Origin of the sequence: Streptomyces sp. NPDC015345 (assembly GCF_043078805.1) — a bacterium.
Lineage (GTDB): Bacteria > Actinomycetota > Actinomycetes > Streptomycetales > Streptomycetaceae > Streptomyces.
Map to the genome: position 1 here is coordinate 560,756 of NZ_JBIBTX010000003.1, position 24,981 is coordinate 585,736.

The following is a 24,981-nucleotide window of genomic DNA, read 5'->3' on the forward strand; positions in this document are numbered from 1 at the left end:
GATTCTGGGGCCCGAGGGGCGGTGGGATGCGGGTGATGCGTGGGCGGGCCTTGCCCGGAACGCCCCATCAGGCGGCGTTCTGCGCCTTATTGGCCGTGTCCGTCTCGTCGGTGCCGGTGCCGCTGCCCTTGCCGGTGCCGTTGTTGGCGCCGTTGTTGGTGCCGTTGCTGCCGTCGGCGCTGCCGTTCGCCTTGCCGGCCACGATCTGCTCCATGTGCTGGTCGCCCCACAACCCCAGGGGAAGCAGGGCCGTGTTGAGGGACTGGCCGAGGTCGGTCAGCGAGTACTCGACCTTCGGCGGCACCTCGCGGTAGACCTCGCGGTGCACGATGCCGTCCGACTCCAGTTCGCGCAGCTGCTGGATCAGCATCTTCTCGCTGACACCGGGGATGTGCCGCCTCAGCTCCCCGAAGCGCAGCGTCCGGCCCGCGTACAGGGCCCACAGGATCATGGGCTTCCACTTGCCGCCGACGACGTCCACGGCGGCGTCGAGCCCGCAGGCGTACGGCTCTCGTTCCTTGCGCACGGCCAACTCCTCCTGTCACGCAGTCATTTACCGGAATGACAGTACCGACTGTGCGGCTATACGGGCTTGCGGAGGTCGAAGAGGTGGCGGGAGCTGTGCGCCACGAAGGGGCCTTCGGTCCGGATCCGGTCGTGCAGCTCGCGCAGCCGGGGACGGTATTTCTCCACGCTGAAGTCCGGGACCATCCACACCACCTTGCGCAGGAAGTGGACGACGGCTCCGACGTCGAAGAACTCCATCCGCAGCCGCTCGGCCCGCAGGTCCACGACCTCCAGGCCCGCCGCCTCGGCCTCGGCGCGCTCCAGGTCGGGGTGGCGGCCGTTCCTGGCCTCCGCCGGCTGCGGCCCGAGGAAGTACTCGACGACCTCGAAGGCGCTGGCGGGCCCGACGTGCTGCGCGAAGTACGTGCCGCCGGGGCGCAGGACGCGGGCGATCTCACCGAAGCGGGCCCGCACGGGGTGGCGGCTGGTGACCAGGTCGAAGGCGCCGTCCGCGAACGGCAGCGGGGCGTCCTCGGGCGAGGCGACCACCGCCACGCCTCGCGGGTGCAGCAGCGCGGTGGCCTTGGCGACGTTCGCGGGCCAGCCCTCCGTGGCGACGGCGAGGGGCGGCAGGGTGGCGGCCAGGGCCAGCACCTCGCCGCCGCCGGTCTGGATGTCGAGCGAGGCCTCCGCCCGCGCGAGGCGCTGTGCCATGGCCTCGGCGTAGCGCCAGGAGGGCCGCGCTTCGGTGGCCCGTCCCTCGAACCAGGAGAAGTCCCAGCCGGCGGTGGGCGCGGCCTCCGCCTCGGCGACGAGGTCGTCGAAGGTGTGGGGAGCGGGGCGTGCGGGGTCGTCGGGGCTGTTGCTCATGCGGCAATCCTGGCACTGGGGCCGTTCCTGCACACGTGGGCGCTCGGCCTGGCGGGGTCCTCCGTCGGCAGTGCTTCGGGGACGTGTTCAGTCGGTGGCGTTCGTGCCGGTGCCGGTGCTTGTGCCTGTGCTGCTTCCGGTGCTGGTGTCGGTGCCTGTGCCTGTTGCTCCTCGGGGAAACGAGACCTCGACTCGGCGGTTCTTCTTGCGGCCCTCCTCGGAGGCGTTGTCCGCGATCGGGTAGTCCTCGCTGTAGCCGCGCACGGAGAAGGTGACCTCGGGGCCGAGGTGCCCCGCCAGCTCGTCGTGCACCGCCTCCGCGCGTTCGCGGGAGAGTTTCCTGCCGTGGCCGTATGAGCCGAGGTTGTCCGTGAAGCCGAAGACCCTGACATCCGTGGCCTTCTGCGCCTTGGCCTCCTCGGCGATGGCCTTGATGCGGGCGTTCGCCTCCGGGTTCAGCTTCGCGCTGTCCTTGGGGAACAGGACCTCCGCCTGGAGCGCGAACTTCACGTCCGTGTTGGTGTCCTCGCGGCGCTCCTCACCGCCGAGGTCCTCGACGACGGACTTGATGTCCAGCACCTTGGCGGGCGCGAGCGTGGCCCCGTCGGCGAGCTTCAGCCCCGGGCTGTTGGAGTCGACCTCGGGGGGCGGGGAGGTGGTGGTGCTGCCGGGGGGTGCGGTGGGGTCGCCGCCGTCGGCCCAGGCGGGGGTGGGGGCGAGGAGGAGGAGCAGGGCGGTGAGGGTGGTTGTGGCGGTGGCGGTGCGGAGGTGGGGGCGGGTCATGGGTTACTCACCCTCGGAGAGTTCTATGGGGGCGGGGGGCATCGACCCCACTTGGAAGGTGACCTTGTCGATGCCATCCGGGGGTGCGGGGAACTGGGCGAACCAGTCGACGGTCTGCCCCGAATCGAGACCGCCCTCAAACTTGGTGCAAAGGCACCGCCCACTCGTGTCCCGCAGGACCAGGTATCTCTTCTTTCCCTCACCGTCCACGAGGCTCGCCCCGGCGACAGATCCGCCGTTCTTCTGCAGCTCTTTCTCGTCACCACGCCATTGGCCGCCCGTCCACAGGCCACCCGACGTGTTGGTCACTTTTCCTGAGACCGTGACGAAACCACCTTCGTCACGATTCGCTGAAGTGATCACGAGGGTCACCCCGTCACCCTTGGCTTCGGCCAGCGTCCGGTCCTCCGCAGGCTCCTGGGAACCCTTGTCCTTACCGTCACCTCTATCGGGAGGCGCGGTCGACTTGGATGTCTTGTCGGGCTCGTCTCCGTCCCCACCTCCGCCGCAGCCGACGACGGTGAGGACCAGCCCGGCCGTGATCACCACAGCAGCCATTGGCCTGCGGGCCGGCATGGAAAGCCGAATACTCATCACTACCGCTTCCTTCTTTCGCCGGTCAGCCGGCCAGATGGACAGAGAAGAGGACGGAGGCATCCGGAAGATCACCCCGTTCAAAGTCGTCCGGATCGATCTCGAAGGACTCTTCGCCGTCGCAGTCGAATTCCACGACCTTCTCGGGGTCCGCTGATCGATCGACATCGCAACGCGGCTTGATGATGGCGGTGGCCTCGGCGTTCGCATGCTTGGACTCGGTACCCGGAATGATCGAGTCGCCCACGGTGTAGTTGGTTCGGACCTCTACCCGGAAGCCGGGAAAGCCGTTCACCTCGGCAGGTGAAAGACCAGTGACCGTCGAATCGTTCTGCGCGGCCAGCGCATCGGCGGCTCCCTGCGATCCGGCGCCGGTGTACTTGTCACCTGCCAGCCAGTCGAGCCAGTCGTCTCCCTCGCCGATGGACAGGCCCAGCCCTTCGACCAGCTCGTCCCGGGAGTCCTGGGCTGCCGCCAACGCAGCCGCGTCCGCCGCCGACTGGGCTCCGTTACGTGCGGATGCAGCCTGGGCGAACGCAAAGAAGGCGAACGCAACAAAGAGCAGAATCCCCGTGAGCCAGATGTAAATGGGGAGGGTCTGCCCTAAGTCGCTCCGCAAGTGGCTACGCGTCACCCTCCGACGACGTCGCTCACCGCATTGCCGATTGCCGTGGAGATCTTGTTGTCGAGGGCCAGGCCGTCGATCAACGTATAGATCCCCGCAATAAGAATCATCAGCCCCGCATACTCCACGAACCCCGCCCCCGCGTCCCGCCCCCTCCCCCGGATCCGCGAAGCGACAGTCACCGTCCAGTCGACCCAGACTCTGAGCGCGCGTTCCTTCAGCACGACGGCCCCTTCTCTCCCACCCGATTCGACGACTGCCGGCAACAACTCTGCGGGACCGGCGCCCCGACGGGCGCCGCTCGTCCGCAAGTTGGCGGATTCTCTTCCCTCTCGGTGAGATCACCATGCACGAAGCCCCCTCCCGCGACCCGTGAACTCAACCCCGACTGTCCCACACCACATTGCACCCGCGAAGGGCTTTCGCACAGTTGACGGACGTCGTTTCATCGGCGCCCAGATCAGCGCCCCAGAATCGAACCGAAGTCCGACCCCGAGCCGAGGAACATGCCCGCCGCGATCAAAATCATCGTGGCCGGCAGCATGAAGACCAGCGTCACCATCGTCGCCTTGGGAATGGTCTTCGCGGCCCTGCGGCGCGAATTCTGGGCGTCCGTGCGCCGCATGTCCGTGGCGAGCTGGATGAGCGTTTCCGCGATGGGCGAGCCCAGCTCCTCGCCCTGCTGGAGCGCCGAGACGAACTGGCCGACCTGCTCCGACGCGTTCCGCCGACGCAGCTCGTCGAAGGCCTGGCGGCGGCTGACGCCCATGTCCATCTGACGCAGCGTTATCCGCAGTTCGTCCGCCCAGGGCCCTTCGTACCGCTCCGCCACCCGGTCCAGCGCCTGCCGGAAGCCGAGGCCCGCCGAGACGACGACGGCGAGGACGTCCAGGAAGTCGGGGAGCGTGCGGTCGATGACCTCGCGGCGTTCGCGGATCGCCTGCCAGATCAGTGCGTCCGCCGCCGTGGCCCCGAAGGCGAGGGTGAGCAGGCTGAAGAGCGGGGAGCCGTTCACGAGGAACACCAGGCCGAGGACGACTCCGAAGATGCCGTAGACCGCCCGCCGTGCCCCGTAGCGGTCGATGGTCAGGCCCCCGGGGTTGCCCGCCATGTCGATCCGGCGGCGCTTGGCGTCGACCCGCCGCCGGCCCATCAGGCGCAGGACGAGGGGCGCGAGGCGCATGCCGAGCCGGTCCACCGCCGAGCCCGTCGCCGAGACGCGGGTGGCGCCGACCTCCAGGGCGACGGCCAGGTCGGCGGGCAGCTTCGCGTCCGCGCGGTACATGCGGACGCCCTGGCAGACTCCGGCCACGGCGAGGCCCATCGCGACCGCTAGCAGCAAGCCCAGCAACGTGACTCCTCTTCCCGTACCGGCATTTCTAGACCTCGATCTTGCCGAGGCGTCGGATGACGAAGAAGCCGATCCCGTACAGCCCCAGGGAGATCAGGATCAGCGTCTGGCCCACCGGGGAGCCGGTCACGCGCTCCAGGGCTCCTTCGTTGGAGGAGTTGATCAGGAGCAGCGAGCCGAGGCCGAGCAGGGGGACCGTGAACGCCGTCGCGTGGACCTCCGAGAGCATCGTGCGGACCTCGCGCCGCGTCTCCTTCCTGTCCTCCAGGGTCTGGGTGAGGTTGCGCAGGGAGTTGACCACCGTGCCGCCCGCCTTGTTGGACAGGACGAGCGTCGTGACGAGGACGACCAGCTCGCGGGACGGGAGGCGTTCGGCCAGTTCGCCGAGAGTGTCGTCGATGGAGCGGCCGAGGGTCAGCTGGTCGGCGACGTGGGAGAGTTCCTCGCCGGCCGGGGCCTCCAGTTCCTCCGCCGCCATCGCGAGGGAGGTGCGCAGGGCCAGACCGGCCGCCGTCGCGTTGGCCAGGATGCGGGCGACGTCGGGGAGCTGGTTGATGAAAGCCTCGATGCGTTTCTGGCGCTGCCAGTTGAGGAAGGCGACGGCGCCCCATACCGCCACCAGCCCCGCGATCGGGCCGAAGAAGGGCGCGAGCGTGGCCGCCGCCAGCAGCCAGAGCACCGCGACGACGGCGACGACGTAGGTGAAGAACTCGCCCGCGGTCAGATCCAGGCCCGTCGAGGACAGCCGCAGGTGGATGGCGCGGCCCAGGCGGGTGCGGCGCAGGCGGCGGTCGACTGCCACGAAACGGCGTGCGCGGCCGGGCGGGCCGCCGTCCCCCGTGCCGGGCCCGAGCGCCAGCCGGTCGACCAGGGCCTGGCGCTGGGCGCGGCCCGACGCGTAGGAGTGGACGCCCGCGACGGCGAGCGTGCCGGTCAGGATGGTGGCCCCCAGGGCGAGCAGCACGGGATCGGTCATCGTGGGCCACCTTCCGCCCGGCAACGCGCGGCCTGGCGAAGACCCGTCCGGCACAGTCCCGCCGCGCACGGTCCCGCCCGGCGAACTCCGGCCCGGCGAAGTCCCGCCCCGCGTGATCTCCGCCCGCTCATCCCATCGCCTCCCTCGTGTCGAGTACGTCGGCGGTCCGCGCCACCCCGTACGCCGGCGGCACCGGCTCCCCCGCCCCGTACAGCTTGTCGGCGCTCTCGCGTGGCAGCGGCAGGTGTTCGAAGCGGCCGCGCACGACGCGGTCGGCTCCTACCGGGTGCGGCACGAAGCGGGTGACCGGGGCGATGCGGAACTGCTGGCGCCCGTGCGAGACGAGCAGCACGATCTCGGAGATCTTGCGGGAGCCGTCGCTGTGCCGGGCGAGCTGGATGACGACGTCGACGGCGGAGTTGATCTGGTCCTTCAGCGCCTCGAAGGGGATCTGGACCTCCGACATGGAGCCGAGGGTCTGGAGGCGCATGAGCGCGTCCTCCGCCGTGTTCGCGTGGACGGTCGCCAGCGAGCCGTCGTGGCCCGTCGACATGGCCTGGAGCATGTCGAGGGTCTCTCCGCCGCGGACCTCGCCGACGATGATGCGGTCGGGCCGCATGCGCAGGCTGTTGCGGACGAGGTCGCGGATGGTGATCTGGCCCTTGCCCTCGACGTTGGCGGGCCGGGACTCCAGGCGCACGACGTGGTCCTGCTGGAGCTGGAGTTCGGCGGAGTCCTCGATGGTGATGATGCGTTCGTGGGCGGGGATCAGGCCGGAGAGCGCGTTGAGGAGGGTCGTCTTGCCACTGCCCGTGCCGCCGCTGACGATGAGGTTGAAGCGGGCGCGCACGAACGCGGCGAGCAGCATCAGCATGTGCTCGTCGAGCGAGCCGAGGCCGATCAGTTCCGAGAGCGTGTACGCGCGCGGGAAGCGGCGGATGGTGAGGGTGGCGCCGGTCAGGGCGAGCGGCGGGATGATCACGTTGACGCGCTCGCCGGTGGGCAGGCGGGCGTCGACCATGGGGTTCGACTCGTCGACGCGGCGGTTGACCGTGGAGACGATGCGTTCGATGGTCTGCATCAGCTGGTCGTCGGAGGCGAAGCGGAGCGGGAGCTGCTCCACGCGTCCGCCGCGCTCCACGAAGACGGAGTCGGGGCCGTTGACCATGATCTCCGTGATGGAGGTGTCGGCGAGCAGCGGTTCCAGGACGCCGAGGCCGAGCGCCTCGTCCACGACGCGGCGGATCAGCTGGGCGCGCTCGGAGGTGGAGAGGACGGGGCCCTCGCGGCTGATGATGTGGCCGAGGACGCGCTCCAGGCGGACGCGGCGGTCCGCGGCCGTGAGCGAGGACATCTCGGCGAGGTCGATCTCCTCCAGGAGCTTGGAGCGGTAGACGGCGACGAGGCCGTCGTCACGGCTCGGCTCGCTCTGGTGGATCGGGGCCACGCGGTCGCGCAGGCTCATGGCGTCCTTCAGCCTCCTTCGTACGTCGGTGACTTCAGCCGCTTCCGTCCGCGGTGGCGTCGTCGTCGTTGGGCATGGTCGCTTCCTTGGTGACGCTCCAGCCGCTGCCCACGAAGGGGAGCAGGAGCGGTACGTCGACCTTCACCGTGGCGGTGGTGGTGTCGCCGCCCCCGCCGACCGTGATGGAGGAGCTGAGCCCGCCGTCCATGGCCGCCGCGCCCGCGGCCTGCCCGGAGTCGCCCTGCGAGGCCGCGCGGGCCGCCGCGCGGGCGCCGGAGCCTGCCTGGTTCGCGGCGTATCCCACGAGGCCCAGCTGGATGGCGGCGAGGCCGACGAGCAGCAGGACCGGCAGGAACCCGGCGAACTCCAGGATCGAGACGCCGCGGTCGTCCCAGCGGCGGCCACGGCCACGGCTCCGCCCCCGGCCCGCGGGAAACCTCGGCGCCCTCACCCGTCCTCCCCCTCCTTCGCCGCGCCCGCCTCCCCGTCGACGCGCCACCCCGCGTCGAAGCCGGGGAAGAACACCGGCACGTCCACCGATACGTGGGCCTTCCACACCGGGCCCTCGTCCGTGCAGGACACCTCCGCGTCCTGCCAGGCGGCCGGCAGATGCTCCTTGGCCGCCTCGGAACAGGCCCCGGCGCCGCCCTCCCTCATCGCGTACGCGGCCGTGGCCGCCCGGGCCGCCTCGTCCGCGGCGTTCCCGGCGAGGGAGTACGTGTAGCCGTACAGCGCGCACTGCCACAGGATCGCCATGACGGCGAGCAGCAGGGGGAACATCCCGGCGAATTCGAGCGTGACGGCGCCCCGGTCGCCCGTCGCCGCCCGCCGCCGCAGGCCGAGACCGGCGCGCTTCGCCGCGCCCGCGGCCTTGGCGTCGACGAGGCCGATCTCGCCCGCCAGCGCCCACAGCGCCTGCTTCACCGAGGAGCGGCTGTCTAGGTCCTGCACGCGGCCCGCGTCGACGGCGGCCTGGAGCTCCTTGAAGGCGGCGGGCACGGTGGTGCGGGCCGCCCGGGTGCCCGTGACGCGCTCGACCAGGGACGGCTGGATCTCCGTGCCCTTGCCGTGGCGGTTGACGACGGTGAGGGTCTCCTCGGCCTTGCGGATCTGGAGGCGGTCCCAGAGGCGCACCATGCGCTTGGCGGCCCGTACCGCCACCACGTCGGGGGTGAGGAGCAGCAGGGCGTGGTCGGCGAGTTCCACGGCGGCGGCGCTCGCCGCGGTGACGTAGGCGCCGCAGTCGACGACCACGACGTCGTGGCGGGCGCGCAGGGCGCCGAGGATCTGGCGGGCGACCCGGTCGGTGACCTCCTCGCCGCGCTCGCCCTCGGCGGGGGCGAGGAGCATGGCGATGCCGGTCTCGTGGGTGTAGACGGCGTCCTGGAGGACGCGGGGCGTGATGTCGGTGATGGCGGCGAGGTCGGCGACCGAGCGACGGAACTGCACGTCCAGGTACGAGGCGAGGTCGCCGGACTGGAGGTCGAGGTCCAGGAGGGCGACGGAGCGGCCCGAAGCCTGGGCGGCGAGGGCCAGTTGCGCGGCCGCCAGGGTCGTCCCGACGCCGCCCTTCGCCCCGCTGACCGCGACGATCGTGCCCATGCCGCCGGGCACCCCGGGCCCGCCCGTACCGCCGTACAGCTCAAGGCCGCCGCCGCTGCCGAGGTGGCGCCGCATCCCGGAGGACCAGGCGGCGGCCGCCTGGACGCGCTCGGCGAGGGCGTCGTAGGCGAGCGGGAGGCCGACGATGCCGCGCGCGCCGGAGTCCATGGCGGCCGTGAGGAGGCCGGGGCTGGTGTCGGCGGTGATCAGGACGACGCCGACGGCGGGAAAGCGCAGGACGAGGTCGCGGATGAGGTCGAGCGCGGGGACCGGTCCGATCCGCTCGTGGACGAGGACGACCTCCGGAAGCTCGTCGACCGACTCGGCGGCGAGCCGCGCGAGGGTGTCGAGCAGCGCGGTGGAGTCGCCGACGGGCAGGGCGGGTTCGGCGTCGGGCAGCTGTCCGGTGAGGGTGGACAGCGCGCGGGCGGCCTCGATGTCCCCGACGGCGGGCAGGATCCGAGTGGCCATACGAGACCTCCTACTTGTCCTCGTCGAGGGTGTACGTACGATCCCGTGGCGGCACGGTCGGGTCGCCGCCCTCGCCGATGAGGGCGAGGCGGACATGCGTGGCGAACGACTCCGCGTAGGCGACGCGCTGTGCGTCCGCCGTGCCGAGGGCGAAGGTGATCGGGACGGCCTCGGAGGCCCTGCGGCGCGTGCGGTCGTCCTGGTCGGGTTCGAGCGGGGTCAGCTTGCCGACGTCGAGCACCTTGGCGCCCTCCACGATGACTTTCGACTGGTCCTTCGCCTTGTCGGCCTCGCCCTTGAAGGTGGCGTAGATGTTGACCGTCGCGCCGGGCGTGATCTTGCCCGCGACGCCCGTCGCCGCGTCGATCATGATGGCGATCTCCTGCTGCCCCGGGCCGAGTTCGGGCCGCTTCACGATCATGTCGGACTGGAGCAGCGAGCCCTTGCGCAGCTGGGTGACGGCGATCTTGCCGCGGATCTCGCCGAGGTCGGTGACGGCGTTCTCGGACAGCCACCGCTCGGGCATCTCGACCTTCTCGAACTGCCCGGCGGTCAGCTCCTTGTAGGGCGCGATGTCCCCTTTGAGCTTGTACGCGGCGACCTCGGGGCCCACCTTCGAGTTCACGTCACGGATCACCGAGAGGACGCCCGCGAAGGCACCGAGGGCGCACAGGACCGACAGGACCAGCAGGATGACGCCGCGGCGCTGGCGTGAGTTCATGGGCCGGACTACCTCGATCGAGTGCGGTTGGCTACGGACAGTGAGCGAAGTGGCGCATGATCGGTCGTCGGGTCGCGTACGGTCGGGAGTGCGGGCTAGGTCGCGCCTCGGGGCAGGGCGGTCGTACCGCGCGCCGCGAGGACGCGGTCGGCCCGGCCGGGCCGGTCATCGGGGGCGGCGGGCAGCGGCGCCGCGCAGAACGCGCAGCGGTCGCCGATGAGTTCGAGCCCGCACCAGTGGCAGTCGTCGCGGCGGACGGAGGACACCAGCTGGTAGAGGACGGAGATGTCGGGGATGGCGGCGGCGAACTCGACGAGCTTGCCGGTGGCCCACCAGCGGGCCGACTCGGCGGGCAGGCGCGCCTCGGCGACGCCTTGGACGTGCCACGCGGGGGCCAGGGAGTCGGTGACCCAGCCGGGTGCCAGCCGGCCGGGCGCGTACAGCATCCTCGTACTGAATCCTGGACCGGTCAGGCCCGCCCCGTCGCCGCCAGGGACCTTCACCAGCTCGGGCCTGGGCGTGGCGAGGACCGCGAACTGGGCGCCGGGCAGCCAGGACTTGGCGTGCGACTGGAGGGTGACGGGCACGCGGTCGAGCCGGGTGACGGAGCCGAGCAGGGCGCCCGCGTAGATGTAGTGGGAGAGCAGCCGGGCGGCGGAGGCGAGGACGCCGGGGCTGAAGTCGCAGACCGACAACTGCCGTAACTGGAGCGCGAGTACGGCGAGCCCGAGCGGCGGCAGCTCGGTGCGGACGACGGCGATGCGGTCGCTCTCCAGGACCGAGCGGACGGCGTGGAGCCGGTGGGCGACCGCCGCGGGCGCCGACGCGGGGCACAGGACGATCACGTAGCCGTGGTGCTCGATGAGCGTGTCCATCTCGGTGAGCGCCTGGTCCAGCGAGTACGCCCGCGGGGACCGCACGGCGCACTGGAGGACGGCGGCCGAGGGAGTGTGCCGGTCGGGCGAGGGCAGCACGAGATCGGGGCCGGTGACGGCTATGGCGGTCGGCAACGCGTACACCCCCGGTCCTCGTGCACTCCTGCCTCAGCACCATATCCACGTCATGGGTGCCTCAACACCCAACTTCCCCGTGTTCATGCGGAGGTGGGGCGTCCTCTCCGGCCACTCGTCCGGGCATCCGGTGATGCTTGAGGCCTTGACAACTCAATTGGTCTGGACCAGCTTGTACGACCAAGCACCAGCGGTGGCCACCGTTCCGAAGCACCTCTCCCCCCACCGGAGGCAGCAGTGGACCGCACACCCCCCAGGAGAAGGACGGGCGCCGTCGCCGGCGCCCTCGCCGCACTCGCTCTCACCGCCACGGGCCTGTTCACCGCGGGAGCCGCGACCGCCGACGCCGGGACGCGCGCCGTTCCCCGGCACGCGGTGACCGGCTACTGGCAGAACTTCGACAACGGCGCCCAGGTGCAGAAGCTGAGCGCCGTGCAGAACGAGTACGACATCATCGCCGTGGCCTTCGCCGACGCCACCGCGACGCCGGGCAAGGTCACCTTCAACCTTGACTCGGCGGGCCTCGGCGGCTACACCGTCGAGCAGTTCAAGGCCGACATCAAGGCCAAGCAGGCGGCAGGCAAGTCGGTGATCATCTCGGTCGGCGGCGAGAAGGGCGCGGTGACGGTCAACGACACGGCGTCGGCCGGCGCCTTCGCGGACTCGGTGTACGCGCTCATGCGGGAGTACGGCTTCGACGGCGTCGACATCGACCTGGAGAACGGCCTCAACGCGACGTACATGACGCAGGCCCTCAAGTCCCTCTCGGCCAAGGCGGGGCCGGGCCTCGTGCTGACGATGGCGCCGCAGACCATCGACATGCAGTCGCCGTCGAACGCGTACTTCAAGACCGCGCTCGCCGTGAAGGACATCCTCACGGTGGTCAACATGCAGTACTACAACAGCGGTTCGATGCTGGGCTGCGACGGCAAGGTCTACAGCCAGGGCACCGTCGACTTCCTCACCGCGCTCGCCTGCGTGCAGCTGGAGAACGGTCTCGCGCCCTCCCAGGTCGGCATCGGCGTCCCCGCGTCGCCGCGCGCGGCCGGCGGCGGATACGTCCCGCCGGACATCGTGAACAGGGCCCTGGACTGCCTGGCGAAGGGCACCGGCTGCGGCACCTTCAAGCCGTCCAGGACGTACCCGGCCATCCGGGGCGCGATGACGTGGTCCACGAACTGGGACGCCACGGCGGGCAGCGCCTGGTCCAGGTCGGTGGGCGCGCACGTCCACGGCCTGCCGTAGCCGTGGCCGGCCGATGAGGGCCGCAGCGCCGCCGCTCCCCCGGCGGCGCCGCGGCGCCCGGCTACGACCGCGCCTGCACCTACGCCTAGAAGAAGCTGCCCCAGTCCTGGTCCGAGATCTGCTTGACGCACAGCACGAGGAACAGCAGGCCCGCGATGGTCAGCATGCCGTTGCTGAGCCAGCCGTTGCGCCACTCCCTGGGCGTACGGGAGGAGTTGAGCAGCCAGACCAGCGTGAGCGCCAGGAACGGCATGAAGGCGGCGCCGAGGACGCCGTAGATGATGATGAGCCGGAACGGCTGCCCCTGGAAGAGCAGGATCATCGGCGGGAACGTCAGCCAGAGCAGGTACGCGCGGAAGGGCACCGACTTCTCGCGGGCGCCGGAGGCCACTTCCTCGCCGCTGAGCGAGGCGGAGTCCGCGCCCGCCCGCTGCTTGCGGTAGCGCTCGACGAAGTCGGCGAACATCAGGCTCACGCCGTGCCACACGCCGATCAGCGAGGTGAACGACGTGGCGAAGAAGCCGATCAGGAAGAGCTTGGCGGTGGCGGTGCCGTACTCCTTCTCCAGGATGCCGGAGAGCTGGACGAGGCCCTTGTCTCCGCTGGCGATGGCGACGTTCGCGGAGTGCAGCAGCTCGGCGCCGACGAAGAGCATGGCGACGACGAAGACACCGGTGGTGATGTACGCGACGCGGTTGTCGAGCCGCATCACCTTCATCCAGCCGGTGTTGGTCCACCCCTTGGCGTTGACCCAGTAGCCGTACGCGGCGAGGGTGATCGTGCCGCCGACGCCGCCGATCAGGCCGAGCGTGTTGAGGATGGAGTCCTTCTCGTCGGGCAGCACCGGCAGCAGTCCGGCGAAGGCGTCACCGAGGTGCGGGGTGACGCGGATCGCGAGGTAGACGGTGACGACGAACATGATGCCGACGAGCACCGTCATGACTTTCTCGAAGACGGCGTACTTGTTGAACCAGACGAAGACCAGGCCGACGAGTCCGGTCAGGATCGCCCACCACTTGAGTTCCATGACGTCGGGGAAGAGCGCCTGGAGGGGCAGCCCGGACGACGACATGGCGGCGGCGCCGTAGACGTACCCCCAGATCACGACGTAGACGACGAAGAACCACGTCGTCCAGCGGCCGAGGCTCGCCCAGCCGTCGAAGAGGGTGCGCCCGGTGGACAGGTGCCAGCGCCCCGCGGCCTCGGCGAGCGAGATCTTCACGACGCAGCCGATGACGGCGGCCCACAGCAGGGTGTAGCCGAAATTGCTGCCCGCGATGAGGGTCGCGACGAGGTCGCCCGCGCCGACGCCGGTCGCGGCGACGACGATGCCGGGGCCGATGTACTTCCAGCTCGACTTGCGCGGCTGGGGTGCCGACGCGTCGGCGGTGGTGCCACTGCCTGTGGTTTCAGCCATGCCGATCAAGAAAGCGCATCGCGGCGCACGGCACAAGGGGGTTGGCCGAAGAAGGTCGTTGACGGGAGCATGCCATGCCCCGACGATGAGGCGGCGTACCACGCACCCCGAACCCACGTCCCGCACCGCCGGGACGCAACCCCGCATCCCGCACCCCACGCGTCGCACTGAACCACCCCCCACCCCTGAGGAGACTTCATGCGACTCCGCATACGCGGCAGGAGATCCGCCGCCCTCGCGGCCCTGCTCGCCCTCGCCGTGGCGGCACCTCTCACCGCCAACGCCGCACCGGCCGACCCGGCCGGACGCGGCACGGCGGCCACGGCGGACGACACCGAAACGACACGGCAGTACGAGATACCCCTGGCCGACGACCGCGCCGCGCGCACCGCGCTCGCGCGCACCGGCGTCGCCATCGACGAGGTCGACGCCCGCGCGGTGGTCGTCTCGGCCGACGGCAGGGAGGCCGCCCGGCTCAGAGCGGCGGGCTACGAACTGAAGGCCCTGGCCGGCCCGCCGAAGCGTACGGACGGAAAGGCGGTGGAGCCGAAGGACTTCCCGCCCGCCGACGCCAGGTACCACAACTACGCCGAGATGACGGCGGCGATCGACCAGCGCATCGCGGCCCATCCGAACCTGATGAGCAAGCGGGTCATCGGCAAGTCCTACGCGGGCCGGGACATCGTCGCCATCAAGATCAGCGACAACGTCGCCACCGACGAGGCCGAGCCCGAGGTCCTCTTCACCCACCACCAGCACGCCCGCGAGCACCTCACGGTGGAGATGGCGCTGTACCTGCTGCGCGAGCTGGGCGACGACTACGCCACGGACGCCCGGGTCAAGAAGATGGTCGACTCGCGCGAGATCTGGATCGTGCCGGACATGAACCCGGACGGCGGCGAGTACGACATCGCCACCGGTTCCTACCGCAGCTGGCGCAAGAACCGCCAGCCCAACAGCGGTTCGACGAGCATCGGCACCGACCTGAACCGCAACTGGGCCTACAAGTGGGGCTGCTGCGGCGGCTCGTCCGGCTCCGCGGGTTCGGACACCTACCGTGGCCGCGCCGCCGAGTCGGCCCCCGAGGTCAAGGTCGTCGCGGACTTCGTACGCAGCCGGGTCATCGGCGGCAAGCAGCAGATCAGGGCGGCCATCGACTTCCACACGTACAGCGAGCTGATCCTGTGGCCGTACGGCTACACGTACGCCGACACGGCCGCCGGCCTCACCCAGGACGACCGTGACGCCCACGCGACCGTCGGCAGGAAGATGGCCGCGAGCAACGGCTACACGCCCGAGCAGGCGAGCGACCTCTACATCACGGACGGCTCGATCGACGACTGGCTGTGGGGCGCCCAGAAGATCTTCAGCTACACCTTCGAGATGTACCCGTCATCGGCGGGCGGCGGCGGTTTCTACCCGCCCGACGAGGTGATCGAGCGCGAGACTTCGCGGAACCGTGACGCGGTGCTGCAACTGTTGGAGAACGCGGACTGCATGTACCGGTCCATTGGCAAGGAGCAGCAGTACTGCACGAGTTGACGCCCACTTTCGGCCGACTGCGGCCCCGGGTCCCTTGAGAGGGGCCCGGGGCCTCGCCCTCGACCGCCACTACCGGGACGTCATCGCGCCCCGCACCGCAGCGGAGCAGCCCCTCCACGTGTTGCCTTGGCGTCGACGTGAGGGCGGGCCCGGCAGTCATGGCCGAGCCCGCCCCGTCAGCCGTGCGCAAGGTTCTACACGAACAAACTCACCACCGCCGCCACCGCGAAGCCCGCTGCCGACAGGACCGACTCCAGGACCGTCCACGTCTTCAGGGTGTCCCGTTCGCTGATGCCGAAGTACTTCGCCACCATCCAGAAACCGCCGTCGTTCACGTGCGAGGCGAAGATGGAGCCCGCCGAGATCGCCATGATGACGAGGGCCACGAAGGCCTGGGAGTAGTCGCCCTCGGCCAGGAGTGGGGCGACGATGCCCGCCGTCGTGACGATCGCCACCGTCGCCGAGCCCTGGGCGACGCGCAGGACCAGGGAGAGCAGGTAGGCGAGGACGATGATCGGCAGGCCCACGTCCTGGAAGGTGTCCGAGAGGGCCGCGGCCACGCCGCTCGCCTTGAGGACCGCGCCGAAGATCCCGCCCGCGCCGACCACCAGCAGGATGTTGCCGACCGGTTTCAGGGACGAAGTCGACACGCGTTCAAGGGACTTGCGGGACCAGCCGCGTCGGATGCCCAGCAAGTAGTACGCCATCAGGAGCGCGATCGTCAGGGCGACGAAGGGGCTGCCGAAGAACTCGATGACCGACCGGAGCGTCGAGGGGTCGAAGGCGATCGAGGAGAAGGTGGCGAGGAGGATCAGGAACAGGGGCGTACCGATGATCGTGAAGACGACGCCCAGCGGCACCGGCTTCTCCCGCGGGGTCACCCCCGCCGCCCGCTGCTCGGCGACGACCGCCGCCTTCGCCTCGTCGGCCGCCTCGACCATGTCCTGCGGAACGGGTACGAAGATGCGCTTGCCGACCCACGCCGAGTACACCCAGGCGGCGAGCACCGCGGGGATGCCGCAGACGACGCCCATCAGGATGACCCAGCCGAGGTCCACCTTGAGCAGGCCGGCGGCGGCCACCGGGCCCGGGTGCGGGGGCAGGAAGGCGTGGGTCATCGACAGGCCCGCGAGGAGCGGGAGGCAGTAGAGCAGGATCGACTTGCCGCTGCGCTTGGCGGCGGCGTACACGATCGGCGCGAGGACGAAGATGCCGACGTCGAAGAAGACCGGGATGCCGAAGATCAGGCCGGTGAGGCCCATCGCGAGCGGGGCGCGCTTCTCGCCGAACAACCCCAGGAGCCGCGACGCCAGTACCTCGGCGCCGCCAGAGACTTCGAGGATCGCGCCGAGCATCGTGCCGAGGCCGATGATGATCGCCACGTGCCCGAGGATGCCGCCCATGCCCGACTCGATGACCGAGACGGCGTCGGACTTCTGGACCGTGCCGAAGAGTTCGGTGACGGAGAGGCCCGCCGAGAGGCCGACGGCTATGGAGACCGCGAGCAGCGCCACGAAGGGCTGGAGCCTGACCTTGATGATCAGGAAGAGCAGCAGGACGATGCCGAGCGCGGCGACGGTCAGCAGGCCCGCCGTGCCGTCGATCAGGGCGAGGACGCCACCCGTGTGGGGTGGCGGCTCTACGGCGGGGGCGGCCGCGAGCACGGCGGTGTGGGACGGGGACATCGTTGACCTCGTAAGTGCATGGGGCTTTCGTGGCAGGGGGGATCGCGGCACGGCGCCCCGTTCGGACGGGGCGCCGTGCCGTGACGACGTACGGCTTGCGGGGAGTTGATCCGTCTCAGCCGAGGACGGCGAGCGCGTCGATCTCGATGAGCAGGCCCTTGGGCAGGCCCACGTAGACGGTGGTGCGGGCCGAGGCGGGCGCCTTGAGGCCCTGCTCCTCGAAGTACTCGTTGTAGATCTGGTTCATCTCGGCGAAGTGGTCCACGTCCGTGAGGTAGACGCGCATCATCATCACGTCGTCCCAGGTGGCGCCGCCCTCTTCGAGGATCGCCTTGACGTTGGCGAAGGTCTGGAGGGTCTGCTCGCGCAGGGTGGGGCCGGCCGGGGTGGGGGCCTTGCCCTCCTCGGCGGGGAGGAAGCCGACCTGGCCGGCGACCTGAAGGATGTTGCCCTTCCTGACGCCGTGGGAGAACTTCGCGGGCGGGGTGGTGTGGGTGGCCGGGGTGAGGGCCGTCTTCACGAGGTAGCCGGTGTTGCTGGTGTTCTCGGGCATGAGGTGTCCTTCAGGCTTCTTTCAGGGGGGCGTGGCCGGAGTACTCCCGGCTGATGGCTTCCGCCGTACGGCGTACGAGCGGGAGCAGTGCGAGGAGTTCCTCGGCGGTGACGACGACATTCGGCGCGGAGACCGACATGGCGGCGACGACACGTCCGTCCGCGCCGCGGATGGGGGCCCCGACGCAGTTGATGGACTCCTCGTGGCCACCGAGGTCGGTGGCCCAGCCCTGTTCGCGCACCTTCTCCAGCTCCCGCAGGAAAGCGGCGGCGTTGGGTGTCGAACGGGACGTGTAGGTGGGGTAGTCGAGCTTCTCCGCGAGGGCGCGGCGCTCGGCTTCCGGGAAGTCGGCGAGGAGGAGCTTGGCGACGGCGGCGACCGTGATCGCCACCGGTTTGCCGATGCGCGAGTACATGCGCACCGGGTAGCGGCTCTCGACCTTGTCGATGTAGAGGACTTCTCCGTCCTCGTAGACGGCGAGGTGCACCGTGTGGCCGCAGCGTTCGTTGAGGGCGAGGAGGTGGGGGTGGGCGATCTCGCGCACGTCGAGGTTCTCCACGGCCTCCTGCGCGAGCGCGAACAGCCGTGCGCCGAGGCGGTAGCGCTGGTCGGACTGGCGGAAGACCAGGCCGTGTTCGTGGAGGGTGCGCAGGAGCCGGAGCGCGGTGGACTTGTGGACGCCGAGCCGGTCGGCGACCTGCCCCAGGTCGGCGGGACCTTCGGCGAGCAGCGGCAGGATCGAGAGCGCGCGGTCGACGGTCTGGCTCATGGGGTACGTACCTCCTCCTCGGCCCCGCCGTGCTCTTGGGCGTTCGCCGTCCAGCCGGGGCCGAGACGAAGTGTCTCCCAGGCGGCGTCGTCCAGGGCGGCGAGGCGGTCGGCGTGTGCGCGGGCGGGCGGCGTCGCGAGGTCGCCGGGGTCGGTGAGGGCGGCGGCGGCCATGAGATGGCCGTGGCGCAGCCGCCGCGCGGCGGGCAGACCGCGCAGGGTGGCGGAGAGGAACCCGGCGGCGAAGGCGTCCCCGGCGCCGACGGGCGCGACGACGTCGACGTGCAGGGCGGGCTGGAATACGGGGCCCTCGCCGTGGCGGAAGACGGTGGCGCCGCGGCTGCCCTGCTTGACGACGAGGGTGGCGGGTTCGGGCAGGGCGGCGCGCAGGGCGTCGGGGCCGCCGGTCACGCCCCAGGCGGTCGCGGCCTCTTCCTCGCCGACGAAGACGAGGTCGGCGCCGCGCGCGAGGCCGAGCAGGACGTCGGGGCCGGTGCCGGCGTCCTTCCAGAGCCCGGGGCGGTGGTTGACGTCGAAGGAGATCAGGGGGGCGTGGGCGCCGCGGTCCGGGCGCCGGGCGCAGAGGTGGCGTACGAGGTCGAGGCAGTCGGCGGAGAGGGCGGGGGTGATGCCCGACAGGTGCAGGACGCGGGCGGCGGCGAGCGCGTCCTCGTCGACGGAGCCGCGCGCCATGGCGGAGGCGGCGGAGCCCGCGCGGTAGTAGACGACCTCGTGGGCGTCGGTGTCGCGGTCGTCGGCGGTGCGGAAGTAGATGCCGGTGGGGCGGTGCGGGTCGCGGCCGACGGCGGAGGTGTCGACGCCGTAGCGGGCGATCGTCTGGACGAGGTGGTCGCCGAAGCCGTCGGCGCCGACGCGGCTGACCCAGCGGGTGGTGTGTCCGGCGGCGGCGAGCGCGCACAGGACGTTCGACTCGGCGCCGCCGATCCCGCGGTCGAAGGAGGGGACATCGGCGAGGCGGCCGGGGCGGGTGGGCCGGAAGGTGACCATGGACTCGCCGAGTGCCACGACGTCCACGATCGCCTGCGCGGCGGCCTCTGGGACGGCCTTTGCGGCTGTCTGTGCGGTCACGATCTCCAGCCCTTCAACCGTCTCTCCGGATCCGTTGACCCGGGGTTGGCTCGGATGTTAGACAGCAGTCAGCGACATACGCAATGACTGTTGCAGATGCTGCAACGCACCACTGGAGGAGGCGCCCATGGCCGCCGACAACCCCGCCGCCGACCGTTCCTCGGACGCATCGACCACCGGTCCGCCGGCTGGCGATCCGCTGGCCGCGCTTGCGGACGAGCGGGTCGACCACCGCTTCAAGGGCCTCCCCCCGGACGCCGACGGGCTGACGGTCGGCGAGCTCGCGGCCCAGCGCAGGAACCTCTTCACCGGCGGCTTCACCACCCCCGTGCTCGCCCTCTCCGCCGAGCGCCTTGAGCACAACCTCGCGCTCATGGAGACGTACGCCGAGCGGCACGGCCTGACCTTCGCGCCGCACGGCAAGACGTCGATGGCACCGCAGATCTTCGCCCGGCAGATGGAGCGCGGGGCGTGGGGCATCACGCTGGCGGTGCCCCATCAGGTGCGCGTGGCGCGGGCGTTCGGCACCTCGCGGATCTTCCTCGCGAACGAGCTGGTCGACGCGGCGGCGCTGCGCATGGTCGCCGCCGAGCTGGACGCCGACCCGTCCTTCCGCTTCATCTGTTACGTCGACTCCGTACGCGGCGTCGAGCTGATGCACGCCGCGCTCAGCCAGGCGGGCGCGAGCCGGCCCGTCGACGTCGTGCTGGAACTGGCCGCCGGTGACGAGGCGCGGACCGGCGTACGGACCGAGGCCGAGTGCTTCGAGATCGCCAACGCCGTCGCGGGCGCGGACACGCTGCGGCTCGTGGGCGTCGCCGGGTACGAGGGCGAGGTGCCGCAGGCCACCACGGAGCGGGTCACGGCGTGGCTGCGGCGGCTGACCGCGCTGGCCGTCGAGCTGGACAAGGCGGGGCGGTTCGCGGATCTGCCGGAGGTCGTGGTCAGCGCGGGCGGCAGCGCGTGGTTCGACGCGGTGGCGTCGGTCTTCGCGGAGCTTCCCGAACTGTCCGTGCCGGTACTGAAGTTGCTGCGCTCGGGAGCGTACGTCTCCCATGACGATGGTCACTACCGGAACCTCACGCCCTTCAACCGCGTCCCGCAGGAGGGTGCGCTCGAACCGGCTCTCCGGCTGTGGGCGCAGGTGGTGTCGAAGCCGTCCGCCGAGCAGGCGTTCGTCAACGCGGGGAAGCGGGATGCGGCGTACGACCTGGATCTGCCCGAGGCGCAGGTCGTGCGGCGCGGTGGCGTGGAGCGGGTGGCGGCCGGGGTCACGGTGACGGGGCTGTCCGATCAGCACGGGTGGGTGCGGACGGGGCCGGAGGCGGAGCTGGCCGTGGGGGACTGGCTGGGGATGGGGCTTTCGCACCCGTGCACGGCGTTCGACAAGTGGCAGCTGATTCCTCTGGTGGAGGCGGACGGGACGGTCACGGACTACATCCGTACGTTCTTCTGAGAGGCGGTGAGGGGAACCCGGCGGTATCCCCTCCCCGTGGCTCCTCTCCCACCCACCCGCCCGAAACCCGGCGGCCATCCCCCAGCCCGCCGCTCCGCGACGGACGTCTCCCACCCACCCACCCGAACCCCGGCGGCCATCCCCTAAACCGCCGCTCCGCGACGGGCGACTGGCGCCGCCAGCCGCCGACGGCGCCCGGCCCCCACAGGGGCCACCCGCACCCGCCAACGCACCCGCACGGGTGGGCGGGTGGGACCAATCCGGCCGAAGGCCGGGAAGTACACCCACGCCCAGCACCCGCCAAGCAACCCCGGCCCCCACCGGGGCCACCCGCACCCGCCAACGAACCCGCACGGGCGGGCGGGTGGGACCAATCCGGCCGAAGGCCGTGAAGAACACCCACGCCCAGCACCCGCCAAACAACCCCGCCCCCCACGGGAGCCACCCGCACCCACCAACGAACCCACACGGGCAGGCGGGTGGGAAAGCAATCCGGCCGAAGGCCGACGGAAACCCACGACAACCGAGAGAGGCCCCCCATGGACCTGGTGATCCGAGACGCCCGCGTCATCGACGGCACCGGACATGCCTCCTACCGAGCCGACATCGCCGTACACGAGGGCAGGATCACCGAGATCCACCGGCAGGACGAGACCGGCGGCGGCCCACGCCCCACCGCCGCGAAGACCCTGGACGCCGACGGCCTCGCACTCGCCCCGGGTTTCATCGACATGCACGCCCACAGCGACCTCGCCCTGCTCCGCGACCCCGCGCACACCGCGAAGGCGGCCCAGGGCGTCACCCTGGAGGTCATCGGCCAGGACGGCCTGAGTTACGCCCCCGTCGACGACCGCACGCTGGCCCAGGTCCGCCAGGCCATCACCGGCTGGAACGGCGACGGCGGCGACATCGACTTCGACTGGCGCACGGTCGGCGAGTACCTGGACCGCCTGGACCGCTCGCACGGCGGCCACGGCATCGCCGTGAACGCCGCGTATCTCATCCCTCAGGGCACCGTCCGCATGTACGCGATGGGCTGGGACGACCGCCCCGCCACCCCCACCGAGCTGGACCGCATGAAGCAGCTCGTCGCCGACGGCATGAGCGAAGGCGCCGTCGGCATGTCGTCGGGGCTCACCTACACCCCCGGCATGTACGCCGACGACTCCGAGCTCACGGAACTCTGCGGGGTCGTCGCCGCCCACGGCGGCTACTACTGCCCGCACCACCGCAGCTACGGCGCCGGTGCCCTCCAGGCGTACGAGGAGATGGTGAACCTCACCCGCACCGCGGGCTGTCCCCTGCACCTCGCCCACGCGACGATGAACTTCGGCGTGAACAAGGGCAAGGCCCCGGATCTGCTGGCTCTCCTCGACGACGCGCTCGCGCGGGGCGCGGACATCACCCTCGACACGTACCCCTACACCCCCGGCTGCACGACGCTCGTGGCGATGCTGCCGAGCTGGGCGAGCGAGGGCGGGCCGGAGGCGATACTCGCGCGGCTCCGGGACGACGCGACCGCCGAGAAGATCCGCCACCACATGGAGGTCATCGGCGCCGACGGCTGTCACGGCGTACCCATCGAGTGGGACACCATCGAGATCTCCGGTGTCTCCGACCCGGGGCTCGCCTCCTGCGTCGGCAAGACGATCGCCCACTCCGCGGCCCAGCGCGGCGAGGAGCCATGGGTCACCGCCCGGCGCCTGCTCATCGACGACCGCCTCGGCTCGACGATCCTCCAGCACGTGGGCCACGAGGAGAACGTCCGGGCGATCATGCGCCACCGCGTGCACACGGGCGGCAGCGACGGCATCCTTCAGGGCTTCAAACCGCATCCGCGCGCGTACGGCACGTTCCCGCAGTATCTGGGGCGCTACGCGCGGGAGTTGGGCGTGCTGTCCCTGGAGGAGACCGTCGCACACCTCACCTCACGCCCTGCGGCCCGGCTGCGGCTGCCCGACCGGGGTGTCGTACGTGAGGGATACCGCGCCGATCTGGTCCTGTTCGACCCGGAGACCGTCGCGGCGGGCTCCACCTTCGAGGCGCCCCGCACGCTGCCCACCGGTATCCCGCATGTCCTGATCGACGGCCGGTTCGTGATGCGGGACGGCCGGCGCACGGACGTCCTCGCGGGACGCGCCGTACGCCGGGCTCCCTGAACCGGCCGCCGGGGCTAGACGAGGGACGTCGGCCAGGCCTGCGGCGCCGGCTCGGTGACGACGGGCTCGGGCGCGGGCGCGGCACGGCAGGTGAAGCCGAGGCCGCTGAGCGCCCGGGTCACCTCCTGCGCCGAGAAGTCGCGGCGGTCCTGACGCGTGATGACTTCCCCGACCTGCTTGACGGGGTAGTGGCGGCGGCCGATGATCACGGACTCGCCGGTGACGGGTTCGGGCTTGACGCCCTTCATGGCCTGCTCGACCTCACTCTTGAACAGGTCGAAGGGGAAGCGGGCGATGACACAGCGCATGGTGCCTCACAAGGAGCGGGAGAGGAACGGGACGAGACGACGAGACGGGAACGGGAGACGAGAGCAGAGGCGAGAAGCGAACAGAGCCGCTCACCCTCAGGCTGCCGTACCCTGCCCCTCGCCGCCCTGCGTACGGGCCGCGTAGGCACGGCGGGCCCGGCCGTCGCGGGGACGACGGCCACGGGCGGGCGCGCCGCGGCGGGAGTTCTCCTTCGGCGGGGCGGCGATGGTCACCGGTACGCCGGAGGGGGCCTTGGCCCCGGTGATGCGGGTCAGTTCGGCCTCGCCGGAGCGCACCTGCGCGGTCTGCGGCGTGATCCCGGCGGCGGCCATCAGACGGCTCATGTCGCGCCGCTGCGCGGAGGTGACGAGCGTGACGACGCTGCCGGAGCCACCGGCGCGGGCGGTACGGCCACCGCGGTGGAGGTAGTCCTTGTGGTCGGCGGGCGGGTCGACGTTGACGACGAGATCGAGGTCGTCGACGTGGATGCCGCGCGCCGCGACGTTGGTGGCGACGAGCGCTGTGACCTGACCGGACTTGAACTGGGCGAGGGTGCGCGTGCGTTGGGGCTGCGACTTGCCGCCGTGCAGGGCGGCGGCCCGTACCCCGCTCTGGAGCAGGTGCGTGGTGAGCTTGTCGACTCCGTGCTTGGTGTCCAGGAAGAGGATCACGCGTCCGTCGCGGGCGGCGATCTCCGTGGTGGCGGCGTACTTGTCGCCGCCGTGGATGTGCAGCACGTGGTGTTCCATCGTGGTGACCGCACCGGCCGAGGGGTCGACCGAGTGGACGACCGGGTCGCTGAGGTAGCGGCGGACGAGGAGGTCGACGTTGCGGTCCAGGGTGGCGGAGAACAGCATTCGCTGGCCGCCGGCCCTTACCTGGTCGAGGAGTTCGGTGACCTGCGGCAGGAAGCCCATGTCGGCCATCTGGTCGGCCTCGTCGAGGACGGTGATGGCGACCTGGTCGAGCCGGCAGTCGCGCCGCTCGATGAGGTCCTTGAGCCGTCCGGGTGTCGCGACGACGACCTCGGCGCCGGCGCGCAGGGCGCCTGCCTGCCGTCCGATCGACATGCCGCCGACCACCGTGGCCATGCGCAGCCGCACCGCCTTGGCGTACGGGGTGAGGGCGTCGGTCACCTGCTGGGCGAGCTCGCGGGTGGGTACGAGGATCAGGGCGAGGGGGCTGCGCGGTTCGGCGCGCTGCCCGGCGGTGCGGGCCAGTACGGCGAGGCCGAAGGCGAGGGTCTTGCCGGATCCGGTGCGCCCGCGGCCGAGGACGTCGCGGCCCGCGAGGGAGTTCGGCAGCGTGGCCGCCTGGATCGGGAAGGGCTCGGTGACTCCGAGACGGGTCAGGGTTTCCACGACGCCGTTCGGCAGGCCGAGCGCGGCGAAGTCCTCGACGGGCGGCAGGGCCGGGGTGACCGTGACCGGGAGGGCGAACTCTCCCTGGAGCGCGGCCGGGCGGCGGGAGGGTCCCTTGGAGTAGGGGCGGCCGGCCGAGCGGGAGCCGCCGGGCCGGGGGCCGCCGCCGGAGCGGGAGCCCTCCGGGGCGCGGAAGCCGCCGGAGGAGCGGGGGCCACCCGCGTGTCGGCCGTTCGTGCGAGTTGAGCGGTTCATGAAGAACCTTCCTCGATGCGGCGCGTATCGAGGAATTCTTGGCAGCACTGACTCCAGTGCCCAGAATTGCAGGAACGGCCGGGGGGGAAAGAAACAAAAACCCGGCCGCCGGAATATTCCGTGACCGGCCGGTCAAAAGAGACGGACGGACCCCGGGTGGATTCACC

Annotated in this window: 24 protein-coding genes; 4 read left to right on the forward strand and 20 right to left on the reverse strand. The window is 71.0% G+C overall.

Annotated elements, in window-relative coordinates; translation table 11 throughout:
• Window positions 1-67 precede the first annotated feature (67 nt).
• The 13 genes from ACF062_RS14840 to ACF062_RS14900 all read right to left on the reverse strand — a co-directional run bounded on the left by ACF062_RS14840 (window position 68) and on the right by ACF062_RS14900 (window position 10,984).
• Entirely contained in the window at window positions 68-532 is a 465-nt protein-coding gene (locus ACF062_RS14840; RefSeq protein WP_392138225.1) for a winged helix-turn-helix transcriptional regulator, read from the reverse strand.
• Window positions 533-582: 50 nt separating this feature from the next.
• Entirely contained in the window at window positions 583-1,377 is a 795-nt protein-coding gene (locus tag ACF062_RS14845) for a class I SAM-dependent methyltransferase (RefSeq protein ID WP_392138227.1), read from the reverse strand.
• A gap of 87 nt (window positions 1,378-1,464) precedes the next feature.
• The gene (locus tag ACF062_RS14850) at window positions 1,465-2,160 is read right to left on the reverse strand and encodes an OmpA family protein (protein WP_392138229.1); all 696 of its coding nucleotides are present in this window, start codon (window positions 2,158-2,160) and stop codon (window positions 1,465-1,467) included.
• Window positions 2,161-2,163: 3 nt separating this feature from the next.
• Window positions 2,164-2,754 carry a hypothetical protein gene (locus ACF062_RS14855; protein ID WP_392138231.1) on the reverse strand — a complete coding sequence of 197 codons (591 nt, stop codon included), beginning with the start codon at window positions 2,752-2,754 and terminating at the stop codon, window positions 2,164-2,166.
• A 25-nt stretch (window positions 2,755-2,779) separates the two neighbouring features.
• Window positions 2,780-3,388 (reverse strand): pilus assembly protein TadG-related protein, encoded by a 609-nt coding sequence (locus ACF062_RS14860; RefSeq protein ID WP_392138233.1) that lies wholly within the window; start codon window positions 3,386-3,388, stop codon window positions 2,780-2,782.
• Window positions 3,385-3,603, reverse strand: a complete 219-nt coding sequence (locus ACF062_RS14865; RefSeq protein ID WP_392138920.1) for a hypothetical protein — start codon at window positions 3,601-3,603, stop codon at window positions 3,385-3,387. The genes ACF062_RS14860 and ACF062_RS14865 overlap by 4 nt, the downstream gene beginning before the upstream one ends.
• 236 nt (window positions 3,604-3,839) lie before the next feature.
• Window positions 3,840-4,730, reverse strand: coding sequence for a DUF5936 domain-containing protein (locus tag ACF062_RS14870; protein WP_392138235.1), 891 nt, complete (start codon window positions 4,728-4,730; stop codon window positions 3,840-3,842).
• Between the two features lie 28 nt (window positions 4,731-4,758).
• Complete coding sequence (locus ACF062_RS14875; RefSeq protein ID WP_392138237.1) at window positions 4,759-5,706, reverse strand: type II secretion system F family protein; 948 nt, start codon at window positions 5,704-5,706, stop codon at window positions 4,759-4,761.
• 127 nt (window positions 5,707-5,833) lie between these two features.
• Window positions 5,834-7,171, reverse strand: a complete 1,338-nt coding sequence (locus ACF062_RS14880; RefSeq protein WP_392138238.1) for a CpaF family protein — start codon at window positions 7,169-7,171, stop codon at window positions 5,834-5,836.
• A 34-nt stretch (window positions 7,172-7,205) separates the two neighbouring features.
• The gene (locus ACF062_RS14885; RefSeq protein WP_392138240.1) at window positions 7,206-7,622 is read right to left on the reverse strand and encodes a TadE/TadG family type IV pilus assembly protein; all 417 of its coding nucleotides are present in this window, start codon (window positions 7,620-7,622) and stop codon (window positions 7,206-7,208) included.
• On the reverse strand, window positions 7,619-9,244 hold the full coding sequence (locus ACF062_RS14890) for a CpaE family protein (protein WP_392138241.1): 1,626 nt from the start codon (window positions 9,242-9,244) through the stop codon (window positions 7,619-7,621). Before ACF062_RS14890 ends, ACF062_RS14885 begins: the two co-directional genes overlap by 4 nt.
• 10 nt (window positions 9,245-9,254) lie before the next feature.
• Complete coding sequence (gene cpaB, locus ACF062_RS14895) at window positions 9,255-9,965, reverse strand: Flp pilus assembly protein CpaB (protein WP_392138243.1); 711 nt, start codon at window positions 9,963-9,965, stop codon at window positions 9,255-9,257.
• Between the two features lie 95 nt (window positions 9,966-10,060).
• On the reverse strand, window positions 10,061-10,984 hold the full coding sequence (locus ACF062_RS14900) for a hypothetical protein (protein ID WP_392138245.1): 924 nt from the start codon (window positions 10,982-10,984) through the stop codon (window positions 10,061-10,063).
• Window positions 10,985-11,212: 228 nt separating this feature from the next.
• On the opposite strand from ACF062_RS14900, the gene ACF062_RS14905 reads away from it, so the two are divergent.
• Window positions 11,213-12,220, forward strand: coding sequence for a chitinase (locus ACF062_RS14905; RefSeq protein WP_392138247.1), 1,008 nt, complete (start codon window positions 11,213-11,215; stop codon window positions 12,218-12,220).
• A gap of 85 nt (window positions 12,221-12,305) precedes the next feature.
• Here the strand turns inward: ACF062_RS14905 and ACF062_RS14910 are convergent, their stop codons facing one another.
• A complete protein-coding gene (locus ACF062_RS14910; RefSeq protein ID WP_392138249.1) occupies window positions 12,306-13,637 on the reverse strand; it encodes an Nramp family divalent metal transporter in 1,332 nt (443 codons plus the stop codon).
• 198 nt (window positions 13,638-13,835) lie between these two features.
• Here ACF062_RS14910 and ACF062_RS14915 point away from each other — a divergent pair, with 198 nt between their 5' ends.
• Window positions 13,836-15,179 (forward strand): M14 family metallopeptidase, encoded by a 1,344-nt coding sequence (locus ACF062_RS14915; protein ID WP_392138251.1) that lies wholly within the window; start codon window positions 13,836-13,838, stop codon window positions 15,177-15,179.
• 194 nt (window positions 15,180-15,373) lie between these two features.
• Here ACF062_RS14915 and ACF062_RS14920 read toward each other — a convergent pair whose 3' ends face one another.
• From ACF062_RS14920 to ACF062_RS14935, 4 genes are all read right to left on the reverse strand, one after another.
• Window positions 15,374-16,864, reverse strand: a complete 1,491-nt coding sequence (locus ACF062_RS14920; protein WP_392138253.1) for a GntP family permease — start codon at window positions 16,862-16,864, stop codon at window positions 15,374-15,376.
• A gap of 115 nt (window positions 16,865-16,979) precedes the next feature.
• Complete coding sequence (locus tag ACF062_RS14925) at window positions 16,980-17,417, reverse strand: RidA family protein (RefSeq protein ID WP_392138254.1); 438 nt, start codon at window positions 17,415-17,417, stop codon at window positions 16,980-16,982.
• A 10-nt stretch (window positions 17,418-17,427) separates the two neighbouring features.
• Window positions 17,428-18,186, reverse strand: coding sequence for an IclR family transcriptional regulator (locus ACF062_RS14930; protein ID WP_356575247.1), 759 nt, complete (start codon window positions 18,184-18,186; stop codon window positions 17,428-17,430).
• The gene (locus ACF062_RS14935; RefSeq protein WP_392138257.1) at window positions 18,183-19,274 is read right to left on the reverse strand and encodes a sugar kinase; all 1,092 of its coding nucleotides are present in this window, start codon (window positions 19,272-19,274) and stop codon (window positions 18,183-18,185) included. Before ACF062_RS14935 ends, ACF062_RS14930 begins: the two co-directional genes overlap by 4 nt.
• Window positions 19,275-19,401: 127 nt before the next feature.
• On the opposite strand from ACF062_RS14935, the gene ACF062_RS14940 reads away from it, so the two are divergent.
• Together ACF062_RS14940 and ACF062_RS14945 are read left to right on the forward strand one after the other, a co-directional pair.
• A complete protein-coding gene (locus tag ACF062_RS14940) occupies window positions 19,402-20,730 on the forward strand; it encodes an amino acid deaminase (protein WP_392138259.1) in 1,329 nt (442 codons plus the stop codon).
• A gap of 539 nt (window positions 20,731-21,269) precedes the next feature.
• Window positions 21,270-22,889 carry an amidohydrolase family protein gene (locus ACF062_RS14945; RefSeq protein WP_392138260.1) on the forward strand — a complete coding sequence of 540 codons (1,620 nt, stop codon included), beginning with the start codon at window positions 21,270-21,272 and terminating at the stop codon, window positions 22,887-22,889.
• Window positions 22,890-22,903: 14 nt separating this feature from the next.
• On the opposite strand, the gene ACF062_RS14950 is transcribed toward ACF062_RS14945, so the two are convergent.
• Both ACF062_RS14950 and ACF062_RS14955 read right to left on the reverse strand, forming a co-directional pair.
• Complete coding sequence (locus ACF062_RS14950; protein ID WP_356575255.1) at window positions 22,904-23,197, reverse strand: SCO5918 family protein; 294 nt, start codon at window positions 23,195-23,197, stop codon at window positions 22,904-22,906.
• Between the two features lie 96 nt (window positions 23,198-23,293).
• Window positions 23,294-24,814: a DEAD/DEAH box helicase gene (locus tag ACF062_RS14955; protein ID WP_392138262.1), complete on the reverse strand. Its 1,521-nt coding sequence runs from the start codon at window positions 24,812-24,814 to the stop codon at window positions 23,294-23,296.
• Window positions 24,815-24,981: the final 167 nt, after the last annotated feature.

What these genes read in the sequence shown, in the direction of transcription:
- ACF062_RS14945 (WP_392138260.1), top strand. Translation starts at nt 21,270, where the DNA reads ATGGACCTGGTGATCCGAGACGCCCGCGTCATCGACGGCACCGGACAT.
- ACF062_RS14920 (WP_392138253.1), bottom strand. Translation starts at nt 16,864, where the DNA reads ATGTCCCCGTCCCACACCGCCGTGCTCGCGGCCGCCCCCGCCGTAGAG.
- ACF062_RS14930 (WP_356575247.1), bottom strand. Translation starts at nt 18,186, where the DNA reads ATGAGCCAGACCGTCGACCGCGCGCTCTCGATCCTGCCGCTGCTCGCC.
- ACF062_RS14890 (WP_392138241.1), bottom strand. Translation starts at nt 9,244, where the DNA reads ATGGCCACTCGGATCCTGCCCGCCGTCGGGGACATCGAGGCCGCCCGC.
- ACF062_RS14880 (WP_392138238.1), bottom strand. Translation starts at nt 7,171, where the DNA reads ATGAGCCTGCGCGACCGCGTGGCCCCGATCCACCAGAGCGAGCCGAGC.
- ACF062_RS14950 (WP_356575255.1), bottom strand. Translation starts at nt 23,197, where the DNA reads ATGCGCTGTGTCATCGCCCGCTTCCCCTTCGACCTGTTCAAGAGTGAG.
- ACF062_RS14845 (WP_392138227.1), bottom strand. Translation starts at nt 1,377, where the DNA reads ATGAGCAACAGCCCCGACGACCCCGCACGCCCCGCTCCCCACACCTTC.
- ACF062_RS14855 (WP_392138231.1), bottom strand. Translation starts at nt 2,754, where the DNA reads ATGAGTATTCGGCTTTCCATGCCGGCCCGCAGGCCAATGGCTGCTGTG.
- ACF062_RS14850 (WP_392138229.1), bottom strand. Translation starts at nt 2,160, where the DNA reads ATGACCCGCCCCCACCTCCGCACCGCCACCGCCACAACCACCCTCACC.
- cpaB (WP_392138243.1), bottom strand. Translation starts at nt 9,965, where the DNA reads ATGAACTCACGCCAGCGCCGCGGCGTCATCCTGCTGGTCCTGTCGGTC.
- ACF062_RS14940 (WP_392138259.1), top strand. Translation starts at nt 19,402, where the DNA reads ATGGCCGCCGACAACCCCGCCGCCGACCGTTCCTCGGACGCATCGACC.
- ACF062_RS14955 (WP_392138262.1), bottom strand. Translation starts at nt 24,814, where the DNA reads ATGAACCGCTCAACTCGCACGAACGGCCGACACGCGGGTGGCCCCCGC.
- ACF062_RS14915 (WP_392138251.1), top strand. Translation starts at nt 13,836, where the DNA reads ATGCGACTCCGCATACGCGGCAGGAGATCCGCCGCCCTCGCGGCCCTG.
- ACF062_RS14910 (WP_392138249.1), bottom strand. Translation starts at nt 13,637, where the DNA reads ATGGCTGAAACCACAGGCAGTGGCACCACCGCCGACGCGTCGGCACCC.
- ACF062_RS14925 (WP_392138254.1), bottom strand. Translation starts at nt 17,417, where the DNA reads ATGCCCGAGAACACCAGCAACACCGGCTACCTCGTGAAGACGGCCCTC.
- ACF062_RS14875 (WP_392138237.1), bottom strand. Translation starts at nt 5,706, where the DNA reads ATGACCGATCCCGTGCTGCTCGCCCTGGGGGCCACCATCCTGACCGGC.